Annotated in this window: 16 protein-coding genes; 9 read left to right on the top strand and 7 right to left on the bottom strand. The window is 59.5% G+C overall.

Annotated features, from left to right (window positions below; genetic code table 11):
* Positions 1-162: 162 nt before the first annotated feature.
* Positions 163-2,748: an efflux RND transporter permease subunit gene (locus tag HL45_RS16565; RefSeq protein WP_049972302.1), complete on the top strand. Its 2,586-nt coding sequence runs from the start codon at positions 163-165 to the stop codon at positions 2,746-2,748.
* A 50-nt stretch (positions 2,749-2,798) separates the two neighbouring features.
* Here HL45_RS16565 and HL45_RS16560 read toward each other — a convergent pair whose 3' ends face one another.
* On the bottom strand, positions 2,799-3,035 hold the full coding sequence (locus HL45_RS16560; protein WP_233274828.1) for a hypothetical protein: 237 nt from the start codon (positions 3,033-3,035) through the stop codon (positions 2,799-2,801).
* Positions 3,036-3,322: 287 nt separating this feature from the next.
* On the opposite strand from HL45_RS16560, the gene HL45_RS16555 reads away from it, so the two are divergent.
* The 3 genes from HL45_RS16555 (at position 3,323) to HL45_RS16545 (ending at position 6,254) form a co-directional block, all read left to right on the top strand.
* Positions 3,323-4,351: an LLM class flavin-dependent oxidoreductase gene (locus HL45_RS16555; protein ID WP_049972301.1), complete on the top strand. Its 1,029-nt coding sequence runs from the start codon at positions 3,323-3,325 to the stop codon at positions 4,349-4,351.
* A gap of 104 nt (positions 4,352-4,455) precedes the next feature.
* Positions 4,456-5,835, top strand: a complete 1,380-nt coding sequence (locus HL45_RS16550) for an aspartate aminotransferase family protein (RefSeq protein WP_049972300.1) — start codon at positions 4,456-4,458, stop codon at positions 5,833-5,835.
* Positions 5,836-5,864: 29 nt separating this feature from the next.
* Positions 5,865-6,254: a Rid family detoxifying hydrolase gene (locus tag HL45_RS16545; protein WP_049972299.1), complete on the top strand. Its 390-nt coding sequence runs from the start codon at positions 5,865-5,867 to the stop codon at positions 6,252-6,254.
* A gap of 10 nt (positions 6,255-6,264) precedes the next feature.
* Here the strand turns inward: HL45_RS16545 and HL45_RS16540 are convergent, their stop codons facing one another.
* A complete protein-coding gene (locus HL45_RS16540; protein ID WP_049972298.1) occupies positions 6,265-6,918 on the bottom strand; it encodes a hypothetical protein in 654 nt (217 codons plus the stop codon).
* Positions 6,919-7,302: 384 nt separating this feature from the next.
* On the opposite strand from HL45_RS16540, the gene HL45_RS20910 reads away from it, so the two are divergent.
* From HL45_RS20910 to HL45_RS16530, 3 genes are all read left to right on the top strand, one after another.
* Complete coding sequence (locus HL45_RS20910; RefSeq protein ID WP_158413709.1) at positions 7,303-7,464, top strand: hypothetical protein; 162 nt, start codon at positions 7,303-7,305, stop codon at positions 7,462-7,464.
* On the top strand, positions 7,461-9,092 hold the full coding sequence (locus tag HL45_RS16535; protein WP_049972297.1) for a BCCT family transporter: 1,632 nt from the start codon (positions 7,461-7,463) through the stop codon (positions 9,090-9,092). The genes HL45_RS20910 and HL45_RS16535 overlap by 4 nt, the downstream gene beginning before the upstream one ends.
* Positions 9,093-9,221: 129 nt before the next feature.
* Positions 9,222-10,562: an aminotransferase class III-fold pyridoxal phosphate-dependent enzyme gene (locus HL45_RS16530; RefSeq protein WP_049972296.1), complete on the top strand. Its 1,341-nt coding sequence runs from the start codon at positions 9,222-9,224 to the stop codon at positions 10,560-10,562.
* Positions 10,563-10,576: 14 nt separating this feature from the next.
* Here the strand turns inward: HL45_RS16530 and ilvA are convergent, their stop codons facing one another.
* Positions 10,577-11,863: a threonine ammonia-lyase gene (ilvA, locus tag HL45_RS16525; protein ID WP_049972295.1), complete on the bottom strand. Its 1,287-nt coding sequence runs from the start codon at positions 11,861-11,863 to the stop codon at positions 10,577-10,579.
* Positions 11,860-13,140, bottom strand: coding sequence for an amidohydrolase (locus tag HL45_RS16520; protein WP_049972294.1), 1,281 nt, complete (start codon positions 13,138-13,140; stop codon positions 11,860-11,862). Before HL45_RS16520 ends, ilvA begins: the two co-directional genes overlap by 4 nt.
* A 131-nt stretch (positions 13,141-13,271) precedes the next feature.
* On the opposite strand from HL45_RS16520, the gene HL45_RS16515 reads away from it, so the two are divergent.
* A complete protein-coding gene (locus HL45_RS16515) occupies positions 13,272-14,243 on the top strand; it encodes a D-2-hydroxyacid dehydrogenase (protein WP_049972293.1) in 972 nt (323 codons plus the stop codon).
* A 45-nt stretch (positions 14,244-14,288) separates the two neighbouring features.
* Here the strand turns inward: HL45_RS16515 and HL45_RS16510 are convergent, their stop codons facing one another.
* Positions 14,289-15,467, bottom strand: coding sequence for a M24 family metallopeptidase (locus HL45_RS16510; RefSeq protein WP_049972292.1), 1,179 nt, complete (start codon positions 15,465-15,467; stop codon positions 14,289-14,291).
* A 319-nt stretch (positions 15,468-15,786) separates the two neighbouring features.
* On the opposite strand from HL45_RS16510, the gene HL45_RS16505 reads away from it, so the two are divergent.
* Entirely contained in the window at positions 15,787-16,170 is a 384-nt protein-coding gene (locus HL45_RS16505; RefSeq protein ID WP_049972291.1) for an amphi-Trp domain-containing protein, read from the top strand.
* Between the two features lie 289 nt (positions 16,171-16,459).
* Here the strand turns inward: HL45_RS16505 and HL45_RS16500 are convergent, their stop codons facing one another.
* Both HL45_RS16500 and HL45_RS16495 read right to left on the bottom strand, forming a co-directional pair.
* Positions 16,460-17,374 (bottom strand): DMT family transporter, encoded by a 915-nt coding sequence (locus HL45_RS16500; RefSeq protein ID WP_049972290.1) that lies wholly within the window; start codon positions 17,372-17,374, stop codon positions 16,460-16,462.
* Positions 17,375-17,487: 113 nt separating this feature from the next.
* The gene (locus tag HL45_RS16495) at positions 17,488-19,293 is read right to left on the bottom strand and encodes a formate/nitrite transporter family protein (protein WP_049972289.1); all 1,806 of its coding nucleotides are present in this window, start codon (positions 19,291-19,293) and stop codon (positions 17,488-17,490) included.
* Positions 19,294-19,448: the final 155 nt, after the last annotated feature.

Below are 19,448 nucleotides of genomic sequence, written 5' to 3'. Positions count from 1 at the left end.
TTCACAAATCCGAATCTATTTCGCCGTACTCTGTGCAGTATCCGCTAGATGATTCCAGCCGGATTTTTTACTCACGAACGAACTGTGACGTTTTGGGGTCAGTTTTCGGATAGTCACCAAACCGGCACGAAGATGCAAGACGGCACGAGGGAACGCTGACGAATGTCGAAGGGAATCGTGGAGCGATACGCGTCGTTCGTCGCGTCGAACAGTCGATTCGTCATTCTCGCATTTCTCGTGATCACGGCTCTCGTCGGAGCAGGAGCAATCGTCGGTGAGAGCGAAGACGGAGAAATCGGCCAGTTCGAAACCGATTCGCCGGAGCGTGACGCGCTTCAGGAAATCGAATCGACCTACGACACCGACGATGCAATCGTAACACAGATCGTCGTGCGAGAGGAAGACGGGGACGTTCTCACCCGCGAATCACTGCTGAACAGTTTACGTCTTCAGCAGGAAATCCGCGAAAACGAGTCCATAAACTCGACGCTTCAGGAAACGGGTGGAATGGTCGGCATCGAAAACGTGGTTGCGACCGCCGCATCCGTCGAGGATAGACGGAATCAGCGAGGGAACGGCAGTGCCGCCGAAGCGGGCGAAAGCGGTCAGTTCCCGCCAATCGACGTACAGATCGAGGCGCTCGAATCGCGGTCGGACGAAGAAGTAGAAAGCCTCCTCCAGCGTGTGCTCGACCCAGACGCGACCGTTCCGGGTGGCGACCCCTACGAGTTCCTTCCGTCGGATTACGAACCCGGTACGACCAGCGCGGACGCGCGAATCACTTTCGTCTTCCAAGCCGACGAAAGCGGTTCCGGCGAAGACCCGGCGGACGCGTACAACGCGCAGTTGGCAATCGAATCGCTGGTCGACCAGCGATTCGACGGCGCCTTCGTTTTCGGACAGGGAATCACCGACGACGCCTCCTCGCGGGCGGTCGGCGACAGTTTCACCATCATCACGCCCGTCGCGCTCATCCTCGTCCTCGGGGTTCTCGGAATCGCCTATCGAGACGTTGCGGACGTGCTGGTCAGCGTCGTCGGCATCGCCATCGTCATGGCGTGGCTCGCGGGCGTACAGGGCTGGCTCGAAGTTCCGTCGAGTCAACTGCTGATTGCGGTTCCATTCTTGCTCATCGGGCTGAGCATCGACTACTCGCTTCACGTCGTCATGCGCTATCGGGAGGCCCGCAACGGGTCACTCGACACGGACGGAAAATCTACCGGCGTCCGCGACCAGACAACCGCGATGCGCCTCGCCGTCGTCGGTGTCGCGCTCGCGCTTGCTGCGGCGACGTTTTCCACCGGTATCGGATTCCTCTCGAACTACGTGAGTCCGCTCCGCGCGATACGGGATTTCGCCGTCCTGAGCGCCGCCGGAATCGTGGCCACGTTCCTCGTTTTCATCGCGCTCGTTCCGGCGATGAAACTGGAAGTCGAACGACTGTTCCAGCGGTTCGGACGCGACCGGCGGAAACCGGCGGTCGGTGGCGGTTCGGGGCCGATAAACTACTTGCTTTCCGGAACCGTGACGCTCGCACAGCGCGCGCCGGTGGCGATTATCGCCGTCGCGCTCGTCGCCGCCGTGGCCGGAGGCTACGGCGCGACGACCATCGACACGGAGTTCAACCAAGCCGACTTCCTTCCCGAAGACGCGCCGGAGTGGGCGAAATCGCTGCCCGGCCCGTTTGCGCCGGACAGCTACGACGTTCGGAACAATCTCGCATATCTCAGCGACAACTTCCGGCAGCAGGGAGAAGGATCGGAAGCCCAAATCCTGTTACGTGAGAACGTGACTTCGCCAGCCACGCTCGACGCGATTGAGCAGACAACCAACAGTCCGGACGAAGAGAGCACTATCGTCCGCCGCTCAGACGGAACCGCGGCGGTCGAAAGTCCGGTTTCGCTCATTCGCACGGTAGCCAGACAGAACGAAACGGTTGCGAACGCGGTTGCGGAGCGGGATACCGACGATGACGGCCTGCCGGACAGGGACGTCGTTGCGGTGTACGACCTGCTGTTCGACGCGGATTCGGAACGTGCCTCGTCGGTGCTCGCACGCGGTGAAGACGAACAGTATCAGTCGGCACGGCTGCTCGTCGGCGTGCAGGCCGACGCGTCGTCGCAGTCGATAAACGAGGACGTGCAAGCGTTCGCTTCCACGATAGAGGGCAACGCGCCAGTTACGGCGATTGCAACGGGCGGCCCGGTAATCTCCGCCGGACTGCAAGACGCGCTGCTCGAAACGCTCATCCAAGGGTTCGCCGTCACGCTGGTCGTGATTCTCGTCTTCCTCGTCGCGCTGTACTGGTGGCGACATCGCGCACCCGGTCTGGGCGTCGTGACGCTCGCTCCAGTGGTGGTCGCCCTCGCGTGGTTGCTCGGCACGATGGCCGTATTCGATATCGCATTCAACAGCGAAACGGCGGTCATCACCAGCCTCGCTATTGGACTCGGGGTCGATTACAGCATCCACCTCAGCGAGCGATTCGTGGACGAACGCAGTCGCCGGGAGTCACTCGAAAGCGCGCTCTCCGCGGCGGTCACCGGAACCGGCGGGGCGCTGTTGGGAAGCGCCGCCACGACGGCCTGCGGTTTCGGCGTCCTCGCACTCGCGCTGTCGCCGCCGCTCCAGCGCTTTGGCATCGTGACCGGATTGAGTATCGTCTACGCTTTCGTCGCGTGCGTAATCCTCCTTCCGTGTCTGTTCGCGGTTCGGGAACGAGTTCTCGACTGGCGAACAACTGCGTAATCGACGGAAGAGGCCGGAACGATTTTAACTCGATTGGGAGGGGAAGGATGCTAGATTTCCCCCGGACTGGTGTCCTGCACTTCGACGATTTCTGCCTGTGGAATAAACGTCTCGTCGCCGCCTGTCCGAACTTGAATCGTCTGGCCGGGGAGGTCGGGGTCGTCATCGTCGGCCGGTTCCTCGGGAACGGAGATGGCGACGATTTCGTCGATAGTGATGGCTCGGCGCTGAATCGGGTCGCCTTCGTGTTCAACCGTTTCCCAGACGTTGGCGTCGAACTCGCTCATGCTCTTGCCGAAGTATTCCTCTGCATCTTTGTCACCGAATCTTCGGTCTGTGACTCCCCTGCCGTTCGATTTCCCTCTTCGACCTGTTCGTGTTGGTACTGGTAAATGTGTGCGAGCATCGTCACAGGTATGCTAGCCACTGACAAAAGAATTTGGCATTATTATATCCACATACAGTTTATCAGACTCCAGCAACGCTACGTCACGGCTGAAATTTCGGGCAGAATTTACAAGCGAGAAACTGCTGCTAGCCAAACCGTTATCCTTTGCAATCTCCGAAACCGGGTATGAATCTCTCCGTCGTTGACCTCTCGCCGGTTCCCGACGATGGCACTGCGACTGATGCCTATGGGAATACGGTTGCGACCGCACAACAAGCGGAACGACTCGGCTACTCCCGGTTCTGGGTTGCCGAACATCACGGGATGGCGAGCACCCTTGCGGGGACGACGCCCGAGGTGCTGCTCGGCCATCTCGCCGCCGAAACCGATTCCATTCGACTCGGGTCGGGGGCGGTGTTGCTCAACCATTACAGTCCGTTCAAAGTCGCGGAATCGTTCGGCGCGCTGGATGCGCTCGCACCCGGGCGTATCGACGCAGGCCTCGGTCGGGCGAACGGTTCTCCGGCCGCCGACCGTGCCCTCGGAACCGAGCGCCACGTCCAGAACCCGGACGAAGACCACGCCGAGAAAATCGAGGCCGTCGTCAATCACCTCTACGACGACTACCCCGACGAGCACGACTACAGCAATTTGGAAATTCCACGTTCGGGCGAAGATGCACCAGTTCCGTGGGTTCTCGGGTCGAGTCCGTCGAGCGCGGCTCTCGCGGGGAAACTCGGCCTGCGGTACTGCTTCGCGGCGTTCATTCGACCGCAGTTCGCCACCCGCGCATTCGAAGTGTATCGTGAGCAGTTCCAACCGTCTCGGCTGGCCGGAAGCATCGAGAACCCGAAAGGGATGATTGCGGTGAACGCGGTTTGTGCCGAAACCGACGAAAAAGCGGCGCGGCTTCGAGCGGTGGCTGAAGCGTCGTACAAGCAGATGCGACGTGGCGTCGTCGGAGCCACACCATCAATCGAGGAGTCTATCGACGAACTCGGTGGCGTCCCCGAGCGAACCCCTGCGACGCTCGATTCCGACGAATGGCCGCGAGCGATTTCCGGAAGTCCGGAGACGCTCGCCGGTCTGTTAGAGCAACTTTCCGACCGTGTCGGCGTTGACGAGGTAATGATTCAACACGTCGTCGCCGACCACGACGACGGACTTCAGTCTCACGAACTGTTGGCCGATGGCGTCGGACTCACGCCTCGCTAACTGGACAGTCGGTCAAGGAGGCGCAAAACGGACACAGAATCTGTATATATTTTCCATAAAATTCGTGGACAACCTATATATAATCGTTTCACATGGTATGGCATATGACGGCTGGTCCACCAATCGACCAACTACACTACGAGGATGCGCCGAGCGTCGATACCGTTCCCGGACCGAACACGCGGGAGTTGCTGGACAAGCAACGCGAAATCGATAGCAGCGCGGTTGCCTATCCCGAAGACATTCCAATCGCGTTCGAATCGGGGAACGGTGCGACGGTTCGTGACGCCGACGGAAACACGTACATCGACATGTTCGCTGGTATCGGTGTGTTGAACGTAGGGCACTCGAATCCCTACGTCCTCGACGCGGTACACGAACAGGCGGATAAGTTCGTTCACACCGTTGACTTTCCGACCGAAGCGCGTCTCGAACTGATCGAAAAACTCGACGAGATAGCTCCCGGCGAACTGCAAGGGAACAATCGGGTCGTCTTCGGCGGCCCGACCGGGAGCGACGCCATCGAGGCGGCGATAAAACTCGCCAAGTACAACACGGGCGGAGACGGGCTTATCGCCTTCCGCGGCGCGTACCACGGCGCGACCAGCGGCGCGATGAGTCTCACCGGAAACAAGGACTTCAAGGGTCACTACACGCCGCTTCTCTCGGACGTCGTCCACGCGCCGTATCCGCACCCGTTCGGGCAGGACAAAACGCCGGAAGAAGCGGTTGACCACGCGCTCGAAGAGGTGCGGGCGATTCTCGAAGACCCATACGGTGGGCTGGCGAACCCGGCGGGCATCTTCGTCGAACCGGTTCAGGGCGAGGGCGGCGTCATCGCGCCGCCCGAGGGCTTCCTCACAGGGTTGCGAGAAATCGCCGACGACAACGACGTGTTGCTCGTCTTCGACGAGATTCAGAGCGGCCTCGGTCGCTCCGGGCAGTGGTGGGCGAGCGAGTGGTACGACGTCACCCCGGATGCGATGACGACGGCCAAAGCGCTTGGTGGTATCGGCTTCCCGCTCTCTGCGACGATGTATCACGAGGACTTCGATACGTGGGGGTCGGGCGACCACGCCGGAACCTACCGCGGCCACGTCGTGGCGATGCGCGCCGGAACGCGGGCGATAGAGTACATTCAAGACCACGACCTGCTCGCCCACGCGCGGGAACTCGGAACGACCATTCGCGACCGTCTGCGCAACGTCGCGGCGGAAACGGATGGCATCGGCGAGGTTCGAGGAAAGGGACTGTTCGTCGGTGCCGAGTTCGTGGATGCGAACGGAAATCCGGACAAAGCGACCGTCAAAGCCGTCCAGCAGTACTGCTACGAACACGGCGTCCTCGTCTGGAAAGCCGGGCGACACGGTAACGTTCTCCGCCTCCTCCCGCCGTTGGTTATCACCGAAGAGTTGGCCGAGACGGCGATGGACATCATCGTCGAGGCCATTCGGCAGACGACCGCCGAACAGCAGACCGCTTGAATCGCGTTTTTACCATACAGAACAGAACCATGAACGACATCGACCCAATCGTAACGGACGACGCACCGCACAACGACAATCCGTACTCACAAGGCGTCCACGCTGGCGATACGGTGTACGTGTCCGGATACGGCCCAGTTGACCCCGAAACCGGCGACGACGTTGCGGGCGACATCCAAGCTCAGACCGACCAAGTGCTAGACAACGTCGCCGCCGTCGTCAGCGAGGCGGGCGGCGACGGACTTGCCGACGTGGTCAAAGCAACCGTTTATTTGACCGACTTAGACGACTACGACGAGGTCAACGAAGCCTACGGCGCACGATTTTCGGAGAATCCACCTGCGAGAGTCTGCGTCGAAGTCGCTCGCCTGCCGGGAGATGTTCGTATCGAGATGGACGCGATAGCGTACCTCGGTTGAGGGCGGAAAATCAGTCGTTTAACTCTTCTACGTGCTGGTCGCGTTGTGCCGCCGCGGCGTTGACTTTCTCGATGAACTCCGTCATCTGTTCTTTCATATCCGAGCGCATGGACGTCGCGGAGAAATCATCCGACTCGGCGAGCAGGCGGACGAACGCGCGAAGTTCCTCGTCGGTTATATCTTCGAAGTCGCCAAATTCGAGTTTGTCGATGACTTCGTCTACGTCGATTTGTCCGACCGGGTCGACGTTGAACTCCACGTTCACCATCCGGTAGTCCGACCCCGCCAACTCCTGTTCTGCTTTGTTAACGCCCTGACCGAGCATGTCCTTGAACGGCGTGTAGTAGCCCATCGTTCCGAGATGGAGAAACGCGAGCATGTCGGTGATTCCCTGCGTGTAGGCGTCTCTGTCGTCGTCGTCGGGATTGAAGACGGTTTCTCGGTCGCGGTCTTCGAGGTGTTCGAAGAGAATCGTACAGTCGAGAATGGCGTTGCGGAGGCGGCGGCGGATTCGGTTCCGTTTCTGCTTTTTCGAATGTTCGGTGTAATCCGATTTCCGTCCGATGAGGAACTCCCTATCGCTCGGCGTGAGAATACCTCTGTCCCTGTCGGCGGAATAAGCGAGTTCGTTCGGGAACTCGGTAGCATCGGAATGATTACTCATACACAAATTTTGTGTATAGTCGTGATTAAGGGTTGCGAAGTCCCGAAGTCGGCTTTTTCTCGGTCGAACTGCCACGCGGGTTCTGTTACTCCCTCCTCCCGTGACGAACTGATGTGAATCGGGGTCGGCGACCGTTTGCGGTCAATTGTAACACCACCATATCATATCAAAATCACGTTAGTTAATGACTTTCGTCAACGTGTTCTCACAGACAACAAGTGACACACAGATATACTGTTATCGGTATACACAGAAAGCGTTCCGAACCTGATTTTGTAAACGTATTCTGTATTCATAGGATTCAATAAGCGTAACTTTTATCACGATATTCCACGACTATCATGAGGAACGTCATCATACAACAATGGCGGATGGGGGTAATCCATGAACGATAGCATACACAGATGCGAACGGTTCGGACGGAAGGGAGTACCGCCGGAAGAACGCCTCGGGGTTCGGTTCAAATGCCACTCCGCCGCCGCGACGTATTCGGCGATGGACGATTCCGTGCGAAGTCACAGATTCGACGGAGGTGATTTCGCGTGAGCAACGCCGACGAACCGGGTGCAATCGGACGTTTCCGCGAGGAACTCGACCCGTTTGTTTTCCTCTTTGGTGCCGGTCTGACGGTCGGCATAATCGCTCTGTACTTCATCAGTCCGAGCACGGTTCAGAACGGCATCGACGCCGCCAACGGCGTGATGAACCAGTATCTCAACTGGGCGCTGTTGCTCATCGTCTTCCTCGTCGTTATCTTCCTCCTGTTCCTCATCGTCGGGCCGTGGGGGAACATCAAATTCGGCGACGACCCGCCGGAGTACAGTTTCTTATCGTTCTTTGCGATGCTATATTCGGCGGGGTTCGCCGCTGGCGTCGTCTTCTGGGGCCCAACTGAAGCGCTGTTCTACTACGATAATCCGTCGCCGCTGTTCGACGTCTCGAGTGGCTCCGCCGAGGCGATGACCATCGCGGTTCAACAGACGCTCTTCCACTGGGCGCTCCCACAATTGGCCGTCTTCACCATCATGGGAATCGCTATCGGCTACTTCGCCTACAACTACGACAACGTCCCGCTCCGGGTTTCGTCGGCGCTCACGCCGGTTCTCGGTAAGGACAATTTAGACGGCATCACCGCGAAGTTCATCGACGTCATCGCCGTCTTCGCAACCATCGGCGGCGTGGCGACGTCACTCGGCTTTATCGGCAGTCAGTTCATCACCGGATTGGACTATCAGTGGGGAATCGACTTGGGAACGACCGGCGTCATCCTCGTCGTGACGATGATGACGCTGCTGTTCACGCTGTCGATGGTGCTCGGAGTGAACCGAGGTATTCGTCGGCTTTCGAACTTCAACATGATTCTCTTCGTCGTCCTCATGCTGATGACGTTCATCGTCGGCCCGTCGGTTTTCCTCGTGTTGCTCGGAACGCAAGCCGTCGGCGGCATGATTACCGACTTCGTCTCGATGAGTCTGTTCACCGGGGCGGGCGTCGAAGGTGGAACAGAGTGGGCTAACACGTGGACGGTGTTCTACTGGGCGTGGGCGCTCTCGTGGTCGCCGTTCGCGGGACTGTTCATCGCGCGCATCTCGCGCGGGCGAACCGTCCGCGAGGTCGCCTTCACCGGCATCGTCGCAACGTCGGCGGCGACGATTCCGTGGTTCACCATCGTCGGTGGGTCGGCAGTCTGGGCACAGCACAACGGCATCGCAGAAATCCTCGGGCCAGTCAACGAAAACGGGGCCTCAGTCGCCGGATTCGCCCTGTTCGAGGCGTTCCCGATGGGGTCGATGTTCATGATTGCGTTCATGATTCTCGTAACCACCTTCTTCATCACGTCGGCCGACTCCTCTACCCTCGCGGTGTCGATGATGACCACCGGCGGCAAAGCGCACCCATCGAGCATCAATCGAATCTTCTGGGGGGTCGTTTTGGGAATGACCGCCGCGATTCTCATGACCCTCGGCGGCGTCAGCGCGCTTCAGTCGGCGGCCATCATCACGGGTGCGCCGTTCGCATTCGTCTGCTTTATCGCAATGCTCGGCCTCATCAGGGAGTTCAGTTCGGAGTACGGCCGCGTGTTGCTACAAGACCAGACGAGACTCATCGGTTCGTCCGAGGCGGAGCAACCGGGTAGTTCCCCCAAACAACCGCCGACTGCTGACGACGACTGAGAGACAACGACAGACAACAACCAACGAAGACAGACCGCCAACGAAAACCGACCGCCGGACAAACCGGCGGTCGGCTACTCTCACAGAACCGACAACAACTTTTAATAATGGGATATACGAACTTTGTGTATGGATAGGGATACGGAACAACCCGACGTTGGCGCGTTTCCGGGGAAGAACGCACAGCAGTGGATCGAGTTCCACCACGAACACGCGGCACCGAGCGAGTTTTCACACGAGTTCGTCTGGGACGTGACGGGCGAAGCGGACGGGCCGTTCGTCTCCGACGTGGACGGTAACGTCCTCCTCGATTTTACCTGTCATATCGGTGCGGCACCGCTCGGATACAACAACGAGAAAATTCTCGGAAAACTCCGCGAATTTTCGCTGGTCGAACCGATGAAAATCGCCGGACAGGACATGTATTTCGGTGCCGGAGAGAGTCCGGAAACCGCTGATTTTCCGGCGTCGAGCCATCTCGTCGAGAAGCTCGTTTCCGTCTCCAGCCAGTACGGGATGGACACCGTCTTTCTCTCGAACTCCGGCGCAGAGGCGATGGAAAACGCGATGAAGATAACCCACGACCGGAATCCCCCTGCCAAATACGCCTTCGCGTTCGATGGAAGCTTTCACGGCCGGACGCTCGGCACCCTCTCCCTCACTCGCTCGAACGAAGTCTACACGCGCCACTACCCCGAAATCGCCGGAGTTCGCACAGTTCCGTTCTGCGACGACCGCGACTGCACCGCCGAAACCTGCGATTGCGGATTCTTCGCGGGAGACGACTCACGGCTCCGGAACGTGCTCCAGCCCGAGGGTGGCCACGTCAACCCTGACGAGGTGGCGTTTGTGGTCATAGAGCCGATACAAGGTGTCGGCGGCTATCGGTTCCCGAGCACCGAGTTCATGGCGGAAGTAGGCGATGTCTGTGAGACGTACGACATTCCGCTGGTCGTGGACGAAATCCAGTCAGGCGTCGGTCGAACCGGGAAAATGTGGGCATCCGACCACTACCCAATCGAACCCGACGTTATCGCCAGCGCGAAAGCCCTCCGCGTCGGTGCGACCATTTCGCGCTCGGACGTCTTCCCCTCGGAGAAGAATCGGTTAGGCTCGACGTTCGGCGGCGGCGACCTCCTGTCGTCGATGCAGGGTGCGCTCACGCTGGAAGCCATCGAAGAGTACGACCTGCTCGAAAACGCGACCGAACGCGGTCGGCAGGCCAAAGAGTTGCTTCGCGACGGCGACTCCTCAAAAGTTGACGACGTGCGCGGAAAAGGGTTGATGCTCGCCGTTGAGTTTGACACGGCGGAGCGACGCGATTCGGTCGTCAAGGAAGCACTAAAACGCGGGATGCTCACCCTCGGATGTGGCGAGAAAACCATCCGCCTGCTCCCGCCGCTGGATTCGACCGAGCGCGAAATCGAACTCGGTATCAGCATTCTGAACGACGCCATCGAGGCGGCGTGAGCACTAAAGTGACCTCAGCTATCGAGCGTACTGTTTTCGACCGAAATTTCGCCCCGTTCGTTCAACGCATTCAGGATGTCCGAAAGATGGTCTGGCCCGTTTCCCTCCATACCGACAATCACGGGCGTTCGACTCGGGTCGTCCGCGGCGGTGCGGCGAGCGCGTTCCAAGACGTCGAGTTCTGCGCCGTGACGGTCGAATATCGCCCCGAGGGTGTCGAGAACCGTCGGCCAGTCGTCAACGCCGAGGCGCGCCTCGGCGTATCGTCCGAGTTCCATTCGTCCAGTGCGCGTCAGTTCGGCGTGCTCCGCGAGATTCACGTTTCCGCCCGAGACGACGACGGCGACGTTCTCATCCTCCACGTCCACTGCGCCGGAGAGGAGCGCCGCGAGCGGCGCTGCGCCAGCAGTCTCGGCGACGGTTTTGGCGCGTTCGGCGAGGAGCGTCACGGCGACGCTCATCTCACGGTCGCTGACGCTGACCACGTCGTCCACGCGCTCGCGGACGACGGCGAAGGTTTTCTCCAATAAGCGTGCGTCGGCGATGCCCTCCGCGACGGTGTTTACGTCGGAAAGTTCGTGGATTTCGCCGCGTTCGAGCGACGGTTTAGCGTGGAACGCTCCCTCGGGCTGGACGCCCACGACCCGGAAATCCGGGTCGTGGGCCTTGAGTACGGTTGCGATGCCGGAAATCAACCCGCCGCCGCCGATGGAGACGAGGACGGTGTCCAGTTCGGGGAACTGTTCGAGCAGTTCGAGGCCGACGGTTCCCTGTCCGGCAATTATTCTCTCGTCGTTGAACGGATGGACGAACGTCAGTCCGTCCTCGTCGGCGAGGTCGAGGGCGTGCTCGTAGGAGCGTTCGTAGATGTCGCCGGAGACGACGATCTCGGCGCCGTACCCGCGAGTCGCTTCTCGCTTCGCGGAGGGGGTTACCTCGGGGACGACGATGGTCGTCTCGATGTCGAGGAGTCGCCCTGCGAGGGCGACTCCTTGGGCGTGATTGCCCGCGCTCGACGCGACGACGCCGCGCTCGCACTCCGCAGGCGAAAGTTGGGCCATCGCGTTGTACGCGCCGCGGATTTTGAACGACCCGGTTCGCTGCACGTTCTCCAGTTTGAGTCCGACCGACGCTGCTCCGCTTCGCTCCGCGAACGTCGTCGAACCGTCGAGGGGCGTGCGGTGAACCACCTCTTCGAGGCGGTTCCGTGCAGTTTCCACGTCGGCGAGCGTGACGACCTCCTCCGCGGTCGGAATCCCGTCGGCGTCGGAAATTCCATCGTTCGGCCCGTCGGAACTCATCGCTCGTCCGCCGCGACGGCGAGTATCGAGTTCGTCAGCACCTCGACGCCGATACCGAGACTTCGTTCGTCCACGTCGAACGTCGGAGTGTGATGACTCGTCGGATGGTCAGTGCCGACGATGAGATACGTCGCCAAACCGCCTTCTTGTTGTACCCGTTCCATCAGAAACGTCACGTCCTCGCTAGCACCGAAATCCGCGGTCGGGACGACCGAATCCACGCCATCGACGCCGCGGGCCACGTCTGCAACCACCTCCACGAGTTCAGGGTCGCTGTCGGCGCGCGGCGATTCGCTCACCACGTCGATGTCCGCGTCGCAACCGTGCATCTCGGCGGCGGATTCGAGCGTCCTCGTCAGGCGGGATTTCATGTACTCTTTCAGTTCGGTCGTCTCCCCGCGTGCCTCCGCCGCGATGTGCGCCCGTTCGGCGATGATGTTGCTCGCGGTGCCCGCTTCGGCCTTCCCGAGGTTGACACGGGTCATTCCCTCAGAATGGCGAGGAATGGCGTAAGCGTTCTGGATGGCGGTGCCGAGCGCCTGCATCGCGTTGTCCCCCTCTTCGGGCGCTTTCCCCGCGTGCGCCGACGTTCCCTCGAACGTCACGTCGAGGTGGCACATGGCGAGCGGTCGCTCGATGCCAGCGACGACTTCGCCGGTCGGGTGGTCGAGGCCGACGTGGACGGCGAAGAGATAGTCGAGGTCGTCCGCGAACCGGCTTTCGGCTATCGGATGGCCGCCACCCGACACCTCCTCGGCGGGTTGGAAGAAGACGACGAGTTTCCCCTCGAAGTCGCTCTCCTTGATAGCTTCGAGGGTGGCGAGTCCCCACGTCATGTGGGTATCGTGTCCGCAAGCGTGCATGGTTCCGTCGCCTTCAGATCGGAACCCTTCCGCCGCAGGTACGTGGTCGTCCGCGGTCGATTCCTCGATGAACAGGGCGTCGATGTCAACCCGAACTCCGACCGTCGGCCCGGAATCCCTATCGAGGACGGCGACGACGCCCGTATTTCCGCCCGCCATTTCGTCGAGGAGGTCGGAGTCAGCACCGCGTTCGAGCGCCGTTTCGTACCACCGTTCTATCTCGTCCGCTTCGGGAACAGCCATCCGGTCGTCGCTGTCGTACACTTCGGTTCCGACGGCGAGTTCGTCAACGCCGATTGCGCGTAGTTCTTCGACGAGTCGGTGTGTCGTGTGGAACTCGCACCACGCAGGCTCCGGATAGCGGTGGAACTCGCGCCGAACATCGGAGAGGCGTTCTCGTATCGATTCGGCCATGTGTGACAGTGACACTCTCAACACACTTAATTGTAAACGCTTTTCGTGGACATCGACTACACAAAGGGCTAAGGTGGACAGTGACAATGGATCGATTATCGATTCGCGTCGGCTGACGCGGTGGTGAAAGAATGAGTACAAACCCGGATATAACCGTCCTCCGCGAGGGGACGGAAGGACTCTCGATGGAATCGTACGCCGAGGCGTTGCGCGAACGTCTTCCCGACCGAACAGTTGCGCTCGCCCGGACACCAAAACAGGAACGCGAACTCGTCGCCGACGCGCGGGTCGTCACCGGCATCACAGTTGACGAAACCCTCCTCGCCCGCGCCGAGCAACTCGAACTGTTCGCGTGCACCTTCGCCGGAACCGACCACGTTCCGATGGACGCCTTCGCGGAACGCGGCATCGCCGTGACGAACGCTGGCGGAATCCACGCGCCCGGAATCGCCGAGCAAGCCATCGGCAACATGCTCGTCTTCGCGCGCCGCCTCCACGAAGGCTGGCGGCGCAAGCAGCGCGCCGAGTGGCGGCATTTTCAGTCGGGAGAACTCACCGACGGCACCGTTACGGTCGTCGGGCTTGGTTCCATCGGAAAAGCAGTCGTGCAACGCCTACAGGGCTTCGAGGTCGAAACAATCGGTGTTCGGTACTCGCCGGAGAAGGGCGGCCCGACGGACGAAGTTCTCGGCTTCGAGGAGGACGCCATCCACGACGCCTTCTCGCGGAGCGACTACGTCGTCATCGCCTGCCCGCTTACGGCGACAACGCGCGGCCTCGTCGGGGAATCGGAGTTCGCAACGCTCCCCACGAACGCCGTCCTCGTCAACACCGCGCGCGGTCCCATCGTCGATACTGACGCGCTCGTTTCCGCACTCCGGTCGAACGCGATTCGCGGGGCGGCGCTGGACGTGACCGACCCCGAACCACTGCCGGAAGACCATCCACTCTGGAACCTCGAAAACTGTCTCATCACGCCTCACATCGGCGGACACACGCCGCGCCACTGGGAGCGTCTTGCCGACATCGTCGCGGAAAACGTCCAGCGTCTCGCTGACGGCGAGACGCTGGACAACCAAGTGCTCGCGCCGGATTCGACGTAGAGAAACGATGTCGCGCTGAACCGAGAAATGGGAGACGGAAGGGCGTCAGGCAGTGAAGAGTTCCCGCGGGAACTCGGCGAGCACTTCGGCGCCGTTCGCGGTAACGCGGAACGTCTCGCTGAGTTCGACGCCGAAGTCGTCGAACCAGAGGCCCGGTATCGAGTGGAAGGTCATGTTCTCTTCGAGCACCGTTTCGTCGCCGGGGCGGAGGCTGGCGGTGTGTTCGCCCCAGTCCGGCGGATAGCCGAGTCCCATCGAGTAACCGATTCGGTCTTCTTTCACGATGTCGTACTTCTCGATAACGTCGCGCCACGCCCGTTCGACAGATTCGGCGGTGACGCCGGGTTCGACGTGGTCGAGCGCCGCTTCGAGTCCTTCGACGACGATTTCCGCCCTGCGTTGCATCTCGTCGGGCGGGTCGCCGACGAAGGTCGTTCGCGCCAGCGGGGAGTGATACCGATTTCGACAACCGGAGAGTTCGATGATGACGGGATCGCCGCGCTCGAAGGGGCGGTCAGTCCACGTGAGATGCGGCGTTCCTGTGTGGTCGCCGGACGGCATCAGCGGAACGATGGAGGGGTAATCGCCGCCGAACTCGTCCGTTCCTCTGACGAGGCTGTCGTAGATTTCGGCCGCGACTTCGTATTCGGGGACACCTTCGCCGACCGCATCGAGTCCGGCCCGCATCGCGTTTTCGGAGATGCGGGCGGCCTGTCGCATGAACTCCAACTCCTGTTCGGATTTGATGATACGAACCCAGTTGACGAGAAGTGTGGCGTCGTCGAACTCGGCGTCGGGGAGATTCTTCTGGAGGCGAGTGTAGGATTTCGCGGTGAAGTAATAGGCGTCCATCTCGACGCCGATGCGAGCATCGTCGGCGTCGAGTTCTTCCAATATCGCGGCGAAGAAGTCCATCGGGTGGAGGTCGTACGGCGACTGAACGTGGTCGTCGCTGTACGAGCGGATGTTCTCCTCGGAAAGCCACGTCGTCGCGCGTGCGCCGTTCGCGTCCATCTCTCGTCCAATCCAAACCGGCTCCTCGCGGTCGTGAGTGACGATAACGGCTTGGTGGACGTAGAATGACCAGCCGTCGTATCCCGCGAGATAGTTCATGTTCGACGGGTCGGAAACGACGAGTGCGTCCAACTCCGCCTCGCGCATTCGTTCTTTCGTCCGTTCTATCCGCCGTTCGTATTCGCTTCTGTCGAAAACGGCTTGTGGCATAACAACGTCACTCTAGTGGTCAACCGGATATTGTTTAAGTTTTGTGTGTACGACACAAACGGATTATGTGTATAGAAATCGTTCCCCCGAATCAGTTAGTTCGGACGCTTGTTGAACGACGGTGAGACTGTGGCGGAGAAAGACCAGAGACAGTTCGAATCGGACTCGATGACGGGACAGAGACGACTCGTCTCCAGTGAATACAGCATTCAGAGAACCAAATTCATACGGATAGTTCAACAGTAACCACGTTCTGCAGTAAAAATAACTTGCTTCAGCAACCAGTTCGACTATCAAAAAATACGTTGCCATACGCTGTATGGCAGAGCTCGAAGCCGAGTTTGAAAAAAGCCGGTCTGAAATCGCGTCGTACCTCCGTGAGTTTGCTACCAAACTGGACGCAAACGAAGCGTCCCTCACCGAATCGGGTGGTCGAACGCACCACTCCACCGAGACCGCGTCTCCGACGGATTCGGTGGATGGCGGGACGGAACAACCGTCCGAGACACGCAGTTCGGAGAAAGTCACGATTCTCGTCGGCAACGACAGCGCAACGGTAAACCCCCCCGAGACGCTCTCGTTTAGTGTCGCCGTCGATTCGGACTCTTCGCTAATGGAATCGGGTGCCGAAGAAAGTGTTAGCTTCACCCTTCGATGGGCCAGCGAAGAAGTGGGAGAAGACGACGAACTGAGTGTTCACTGAACGAACTGGCCGAGGCGAAAAATCTCTTGGATGTGCTCTCGCCAACCAACTACGGTCACGCGTGGAGCCACGCCTTTGGATGATTTTTCCGAAGATGGTCGTGGTACCACTTCGTCGCTTTCGGGTAGGTCGAACAGATCATTTCCGAACCGCAGTGACGACAACGGGCCGCAGGCATGCCATAGCGTGGAATCTGGGGGTGATAAGCATTCGCCTTTCGGCAAGAAGCGGGTCGAAGAACGACGGAGAGAGGAATGAGCCGCGATTCTACCTTTCGTACGTTCTCCCATCACGTCGCTCCGGTTACCACGTCGGCAATATCGCGCCGCTTGAGCAGGACGAAACCGGTGAAGACGACGACGAATCCGACGATGGTGAATGACGTTATCGACTCTCCTAATACGACGACGCCGACGATAGTTGCGACGATAGGTATCAGATACGAGACGAGCGACGTTTCGAGCGCGCCGCGAACGTCGAGGAGCGTAAAGTAAATCAAAAAGGCGATGGCCGTGGCGAAGATTCCGAGATACGCGACGGCGGCACCACTTCTAACGCCAGTCGGGAACGAGAACGCCTCCCCAGTACTGGTGCTGACGACGTGGAGAAGGAGTCCACCCGTGAACATCGACCAGCCGGAGAGTGCGGCCTTGTCGAGGGTCGGTTCGAATCGTTGAATGAGAACACCACCGAGCGCCACGCCCGTAACCTGAACGAAGATTAGCAGTCGGCCGACGACATCGGTTCCGAGCAAGTTGGCCGGATTCGGACGGATGATGAGGCCGACACCGATGAACCCCAGCACGATACCGACCGCATCCGTTGCCGAGATACGCTCTTCTGGCAGCAGTCCGACCGCCCACAGCGATGTCATGATTGGAAGAAGACTCTGGAGGATAGCGGCCATTCCACTGGCAACGGTCTGTTGGCCGATAAAGAGGAACGCATTCGCGCCGACGAGAAAAACGCCTCCCGCGAGGACGGCGCCAGCGTTCGATCTATCTGTCGGACGCCACGTGGAATCGCCATACACTGCATACCCCAGTAACAGAATCGCAGCGATGTCGTACCGGAACGCCGCGAAGAGTATCGGTTCGAGCGATTCGAGTCCGACGGAGATCGCCAGAAACGAAAATCCCCAAAGTGTCGCAAGGACGCCGAACAGTCCGATAATGACGAAACGACGGTTCACGAACGATTGCATGCTCGCCAGCTAATTATCGTCCCCGGTTTGCTTCTCGCAGGTACTTACTCAGTTATCACATTCTCAATCAGCTATCGCATTCTCAACGGCCAGTACAGCAACAAATCACACAATTAGTCGCCGAACAACCGTTCGAATATCGTTCGACTGTCGGGGCGCTCCGCGAGCACCACGGAACAATCGACCTCGTTGAGAACGTCGAAATGGAGTGACTCGGTGACGAGTCGTGAGAGGAGTCCTTTTTCGGTCGCGCCGACGATCACCAACGAGTGTTCGTTCGATTCCCGATAGATTGCGTCTCCAACGTCACCCGAATCGTCAACCACGAGTTCGGCAGCGTCTACATCGTTATCTGCGGCCCACTCGGCGAGAAACTGTTCACCTGATTCGTGTTCGTCGGGGTTGTCTACGACGTGGAGTACGGTAATCGTCGAGCCGAGAGCAGATTTGCATGCTCGTGCAACTTCGGCACCCAACTCCGAATCTGGCCCTCCTGCGGTTGGCAACAGGATTTTTGATGCGTCGAATCCGCGGTCTTTGAGTACGAGAAAATCACAGGGAAGCCGATTCGTCAGCTCGTCTATCGGTCGCTCTGCGCGAGCGTCTCCCCACGGTCGGTCGGTTCCCCATCCCATAACGACGAGGTCGGCGTGTTCACGTTCGGTCGTCGTAAACACTTCTTGAAACGAGCGATGGGAAACGACCGTCGATGACTCATACGACACGTGGTAAGAATCCACGGTTTCGCGGACGTTCGCCATGAGTTGATTGGATTCCGTAATGATTCGCTCTCGCTGATTGTGGTCGTAGCTCATCGACATACGAGATGGCGTCTGCACGATGTGAACCGCGTGGATGATCGCGGACGGACGTTGATTAGCGAGAATGCACGCCAGAGTAACGATTTCTGACTCGGTGCGGGGGTTGCCGATCGGGACCACTATTCGATAGGCATCGTCATCGGCAACCGGCTCGCTGGTGTCTATCATCGAAACGTACGACCGACCGACGAGCGTGCCAAACAGCCACTCTCGAATCGACAACTGGCGATCGACCCCTTCGAACCGAGCCGATTCGAGGCGGTGTTCGCTCGTTTGGAAGTAGTTGACGACCGTCACTAAGACGACACCGCCCACCGTGTTGCCGAGCAGTACCGGCCCGACGAACTGCGTTATTCCGACAGAGAGTGCAACGTCAGCTGCAAGAACCAAGTACACCAATTCCGTGAAGGAGACGACGACGTGAAAGAGATCACCGAGCGGAATCGCAAGGAATGCCAGATAGATGACTACGAGTCGAGAAATCGTGTCACGGGAGGCGTACACCACCCAAACGACACCGGCGACGATGAGTCCGGCAAAGACGGCCTTCGCAAACAGCGATGCCGCCGGTGTCTCGATACCGTGTTCAGCGTGGCTCAAGGCTGCCCTCTTCGCTTCGGGCGAAAAAACATCTCCCCACGTAAGCGCAACTGCACCGATGGCACCGCCCGCGAAGTTACCACCGAGGACGATGAGCCAGTGGCGAAGCAACGCTGGGATGCTGGCAAGTCGTTCCAGCGTCAGTGCAACCGGCGGAAGCGTGTTTTCGGTGTACAGTTGGTAGCCACCGATGATGATATAGATGAATCCGAGAGGGTACAAGAGGACGTCCAAAAGCGGGTCGCCGCCCATCGTCGCCGACATCGAAGAGTACAGCAAGAATGTAATCGTGATAGCAAACCCCCCTGCGAGCGCACTAAAAAACAGTTCACGGGAACTTGACGTGACCTCCTCGTCGGCAGCGGCGATAATCCGCTGAAATATTTCGTCCGACGAAAACCGATCTCGCACGACTGCTCCGACGGCAGGAGCACCGCTTCGCGCGCTTTCGACAGCGTCACGAACCGTCTCTTCTTCCTCCTGCTCCGAGTCCACCATGTCCACAGTACTGTCCGACAAGCTAAACTATTTGTGCCGAATTATTGTCTGAGATCGGGCGCTGAGAGACGCGCGAATCAACAGCTACGTCCGAAAATATGTCCGTAACTACAGTCCCTCTCAGGTTTGTGGGCAAGCGCTCTGAACTCACGGAT

The sequence above is a fragment of the Haladaptatus cibarius D43 genome (assembly GCF_000710615.1).
In the GTDB taxonomy this organism is placed as follows: Archaea; Halobacteriota; Halobacteria; order Halobacteriales; family Haladaptataceae; genus Haladaptatus; species Haladaptatus cibarius.
Note: the sequence above shows the minus strand (reverse complement) of the source record. Positions and strands in the feature narration are given on the sequence as shown.

Coding starts and splice junctions, on each gene's coding strand:
- HL45_RS16565 (WP_049972302.1), top strand. CDS start 163: ATGTCGAAGGGAATCGTGGAGCGATACGCGTCGTTCGTCGCGTCGAAC.
- HL45_RS16560 (WP_233274828.1), bottom strand. CDS start 3,035: ATGAGCGAGTTCGACGCCAACGTCTGGGAAACGGTTGAACACGAAGGC.
- HL45_RS16555 (WP_049972301.1), top strand. CDS start 3,323: ATGAATCTCTCCGTCGTTGACCTCTCGCCGGTTCCCGACGATGGCACT.
- HL45_RS16550 (WP_049972300.1), top strand. CDS start 4,456: ATGACGGCTGGTCCACCAATCGACCAACTACACTACGAGGATGCGCCG.
- HL45_RS16545 (WP_049972299.1), top strand. CDS start 5,865: ATGAACGACATCGACCCAATCGTAACGGACGACGCACCGCACAACGAC.
- HL45_RS16540 (WP_049972298.1), bottom strand. CDS start 6,918: ATGAGTAATCATTCCGATGCTACCGAGTTCCCGAACGAACTCGCTTAT.
- HL45_RS20910 (WP_158413709.1), top strand. CDS start 7,303: ATGAACGATAGCATACACAGATGCGAACGGTTCGGACGGAAGGGAGTA.
- HL45_RS16530 (WP_049972296.1), top strand. CDS start 9,222: ATGGATAGGGATACGGAACAACCCGACGTTGGCGCGTTTCCGGGGAAG.
- ilvA (WP_049972295.1), bottom strand. CDS start 11,863: ATGAGTTCCGACGGGCCGAACGATGGAATTTCCGACGCCGACGGGATT.
- HL45_RS16520 (WP_049972294.1), bottom strand. CDS start 13,140: ATGGCCGAATCGATACGAGAACGCCTCTCCGATGTTCGGCGCGAGTTC.
- HL45_RS16515 (WP_049972293.1), top strand. CDS start 13,272: ATGAGTACAAACCCGGATATAACCGTCCTCCGCGAGGGGACGGAAGGA.
- HL45_RS16510 (WP_049972292.1), bottom strand. CDS start 15,467: ATGCCACAAGCCGTTTTCGACAGAAGCGAATACGAACGGCGGATAGAA.
- HL45_RS16505 (WP_049972291.1), top strand. CDS start 15,787: ATGGCAGAGCTCGAAGCCGAGTTTGAAAAAAGCCGGTCTGAAATCGCG.
- HL45_RS16500 (WP_049972290.1), bottom strand. CDS start 17,374: ATGCAATCGTTCGTGAACCGTCGTTTCGTCATTATCGGACTGTTCGGC.
- HL45_RS16495 (WP_049972289.1), bottom strand. CDS start 19,293: ATGGTGGACTCGGAGCAGGAGGAAGAAGAGACGGTTCGTGACGCTGTC.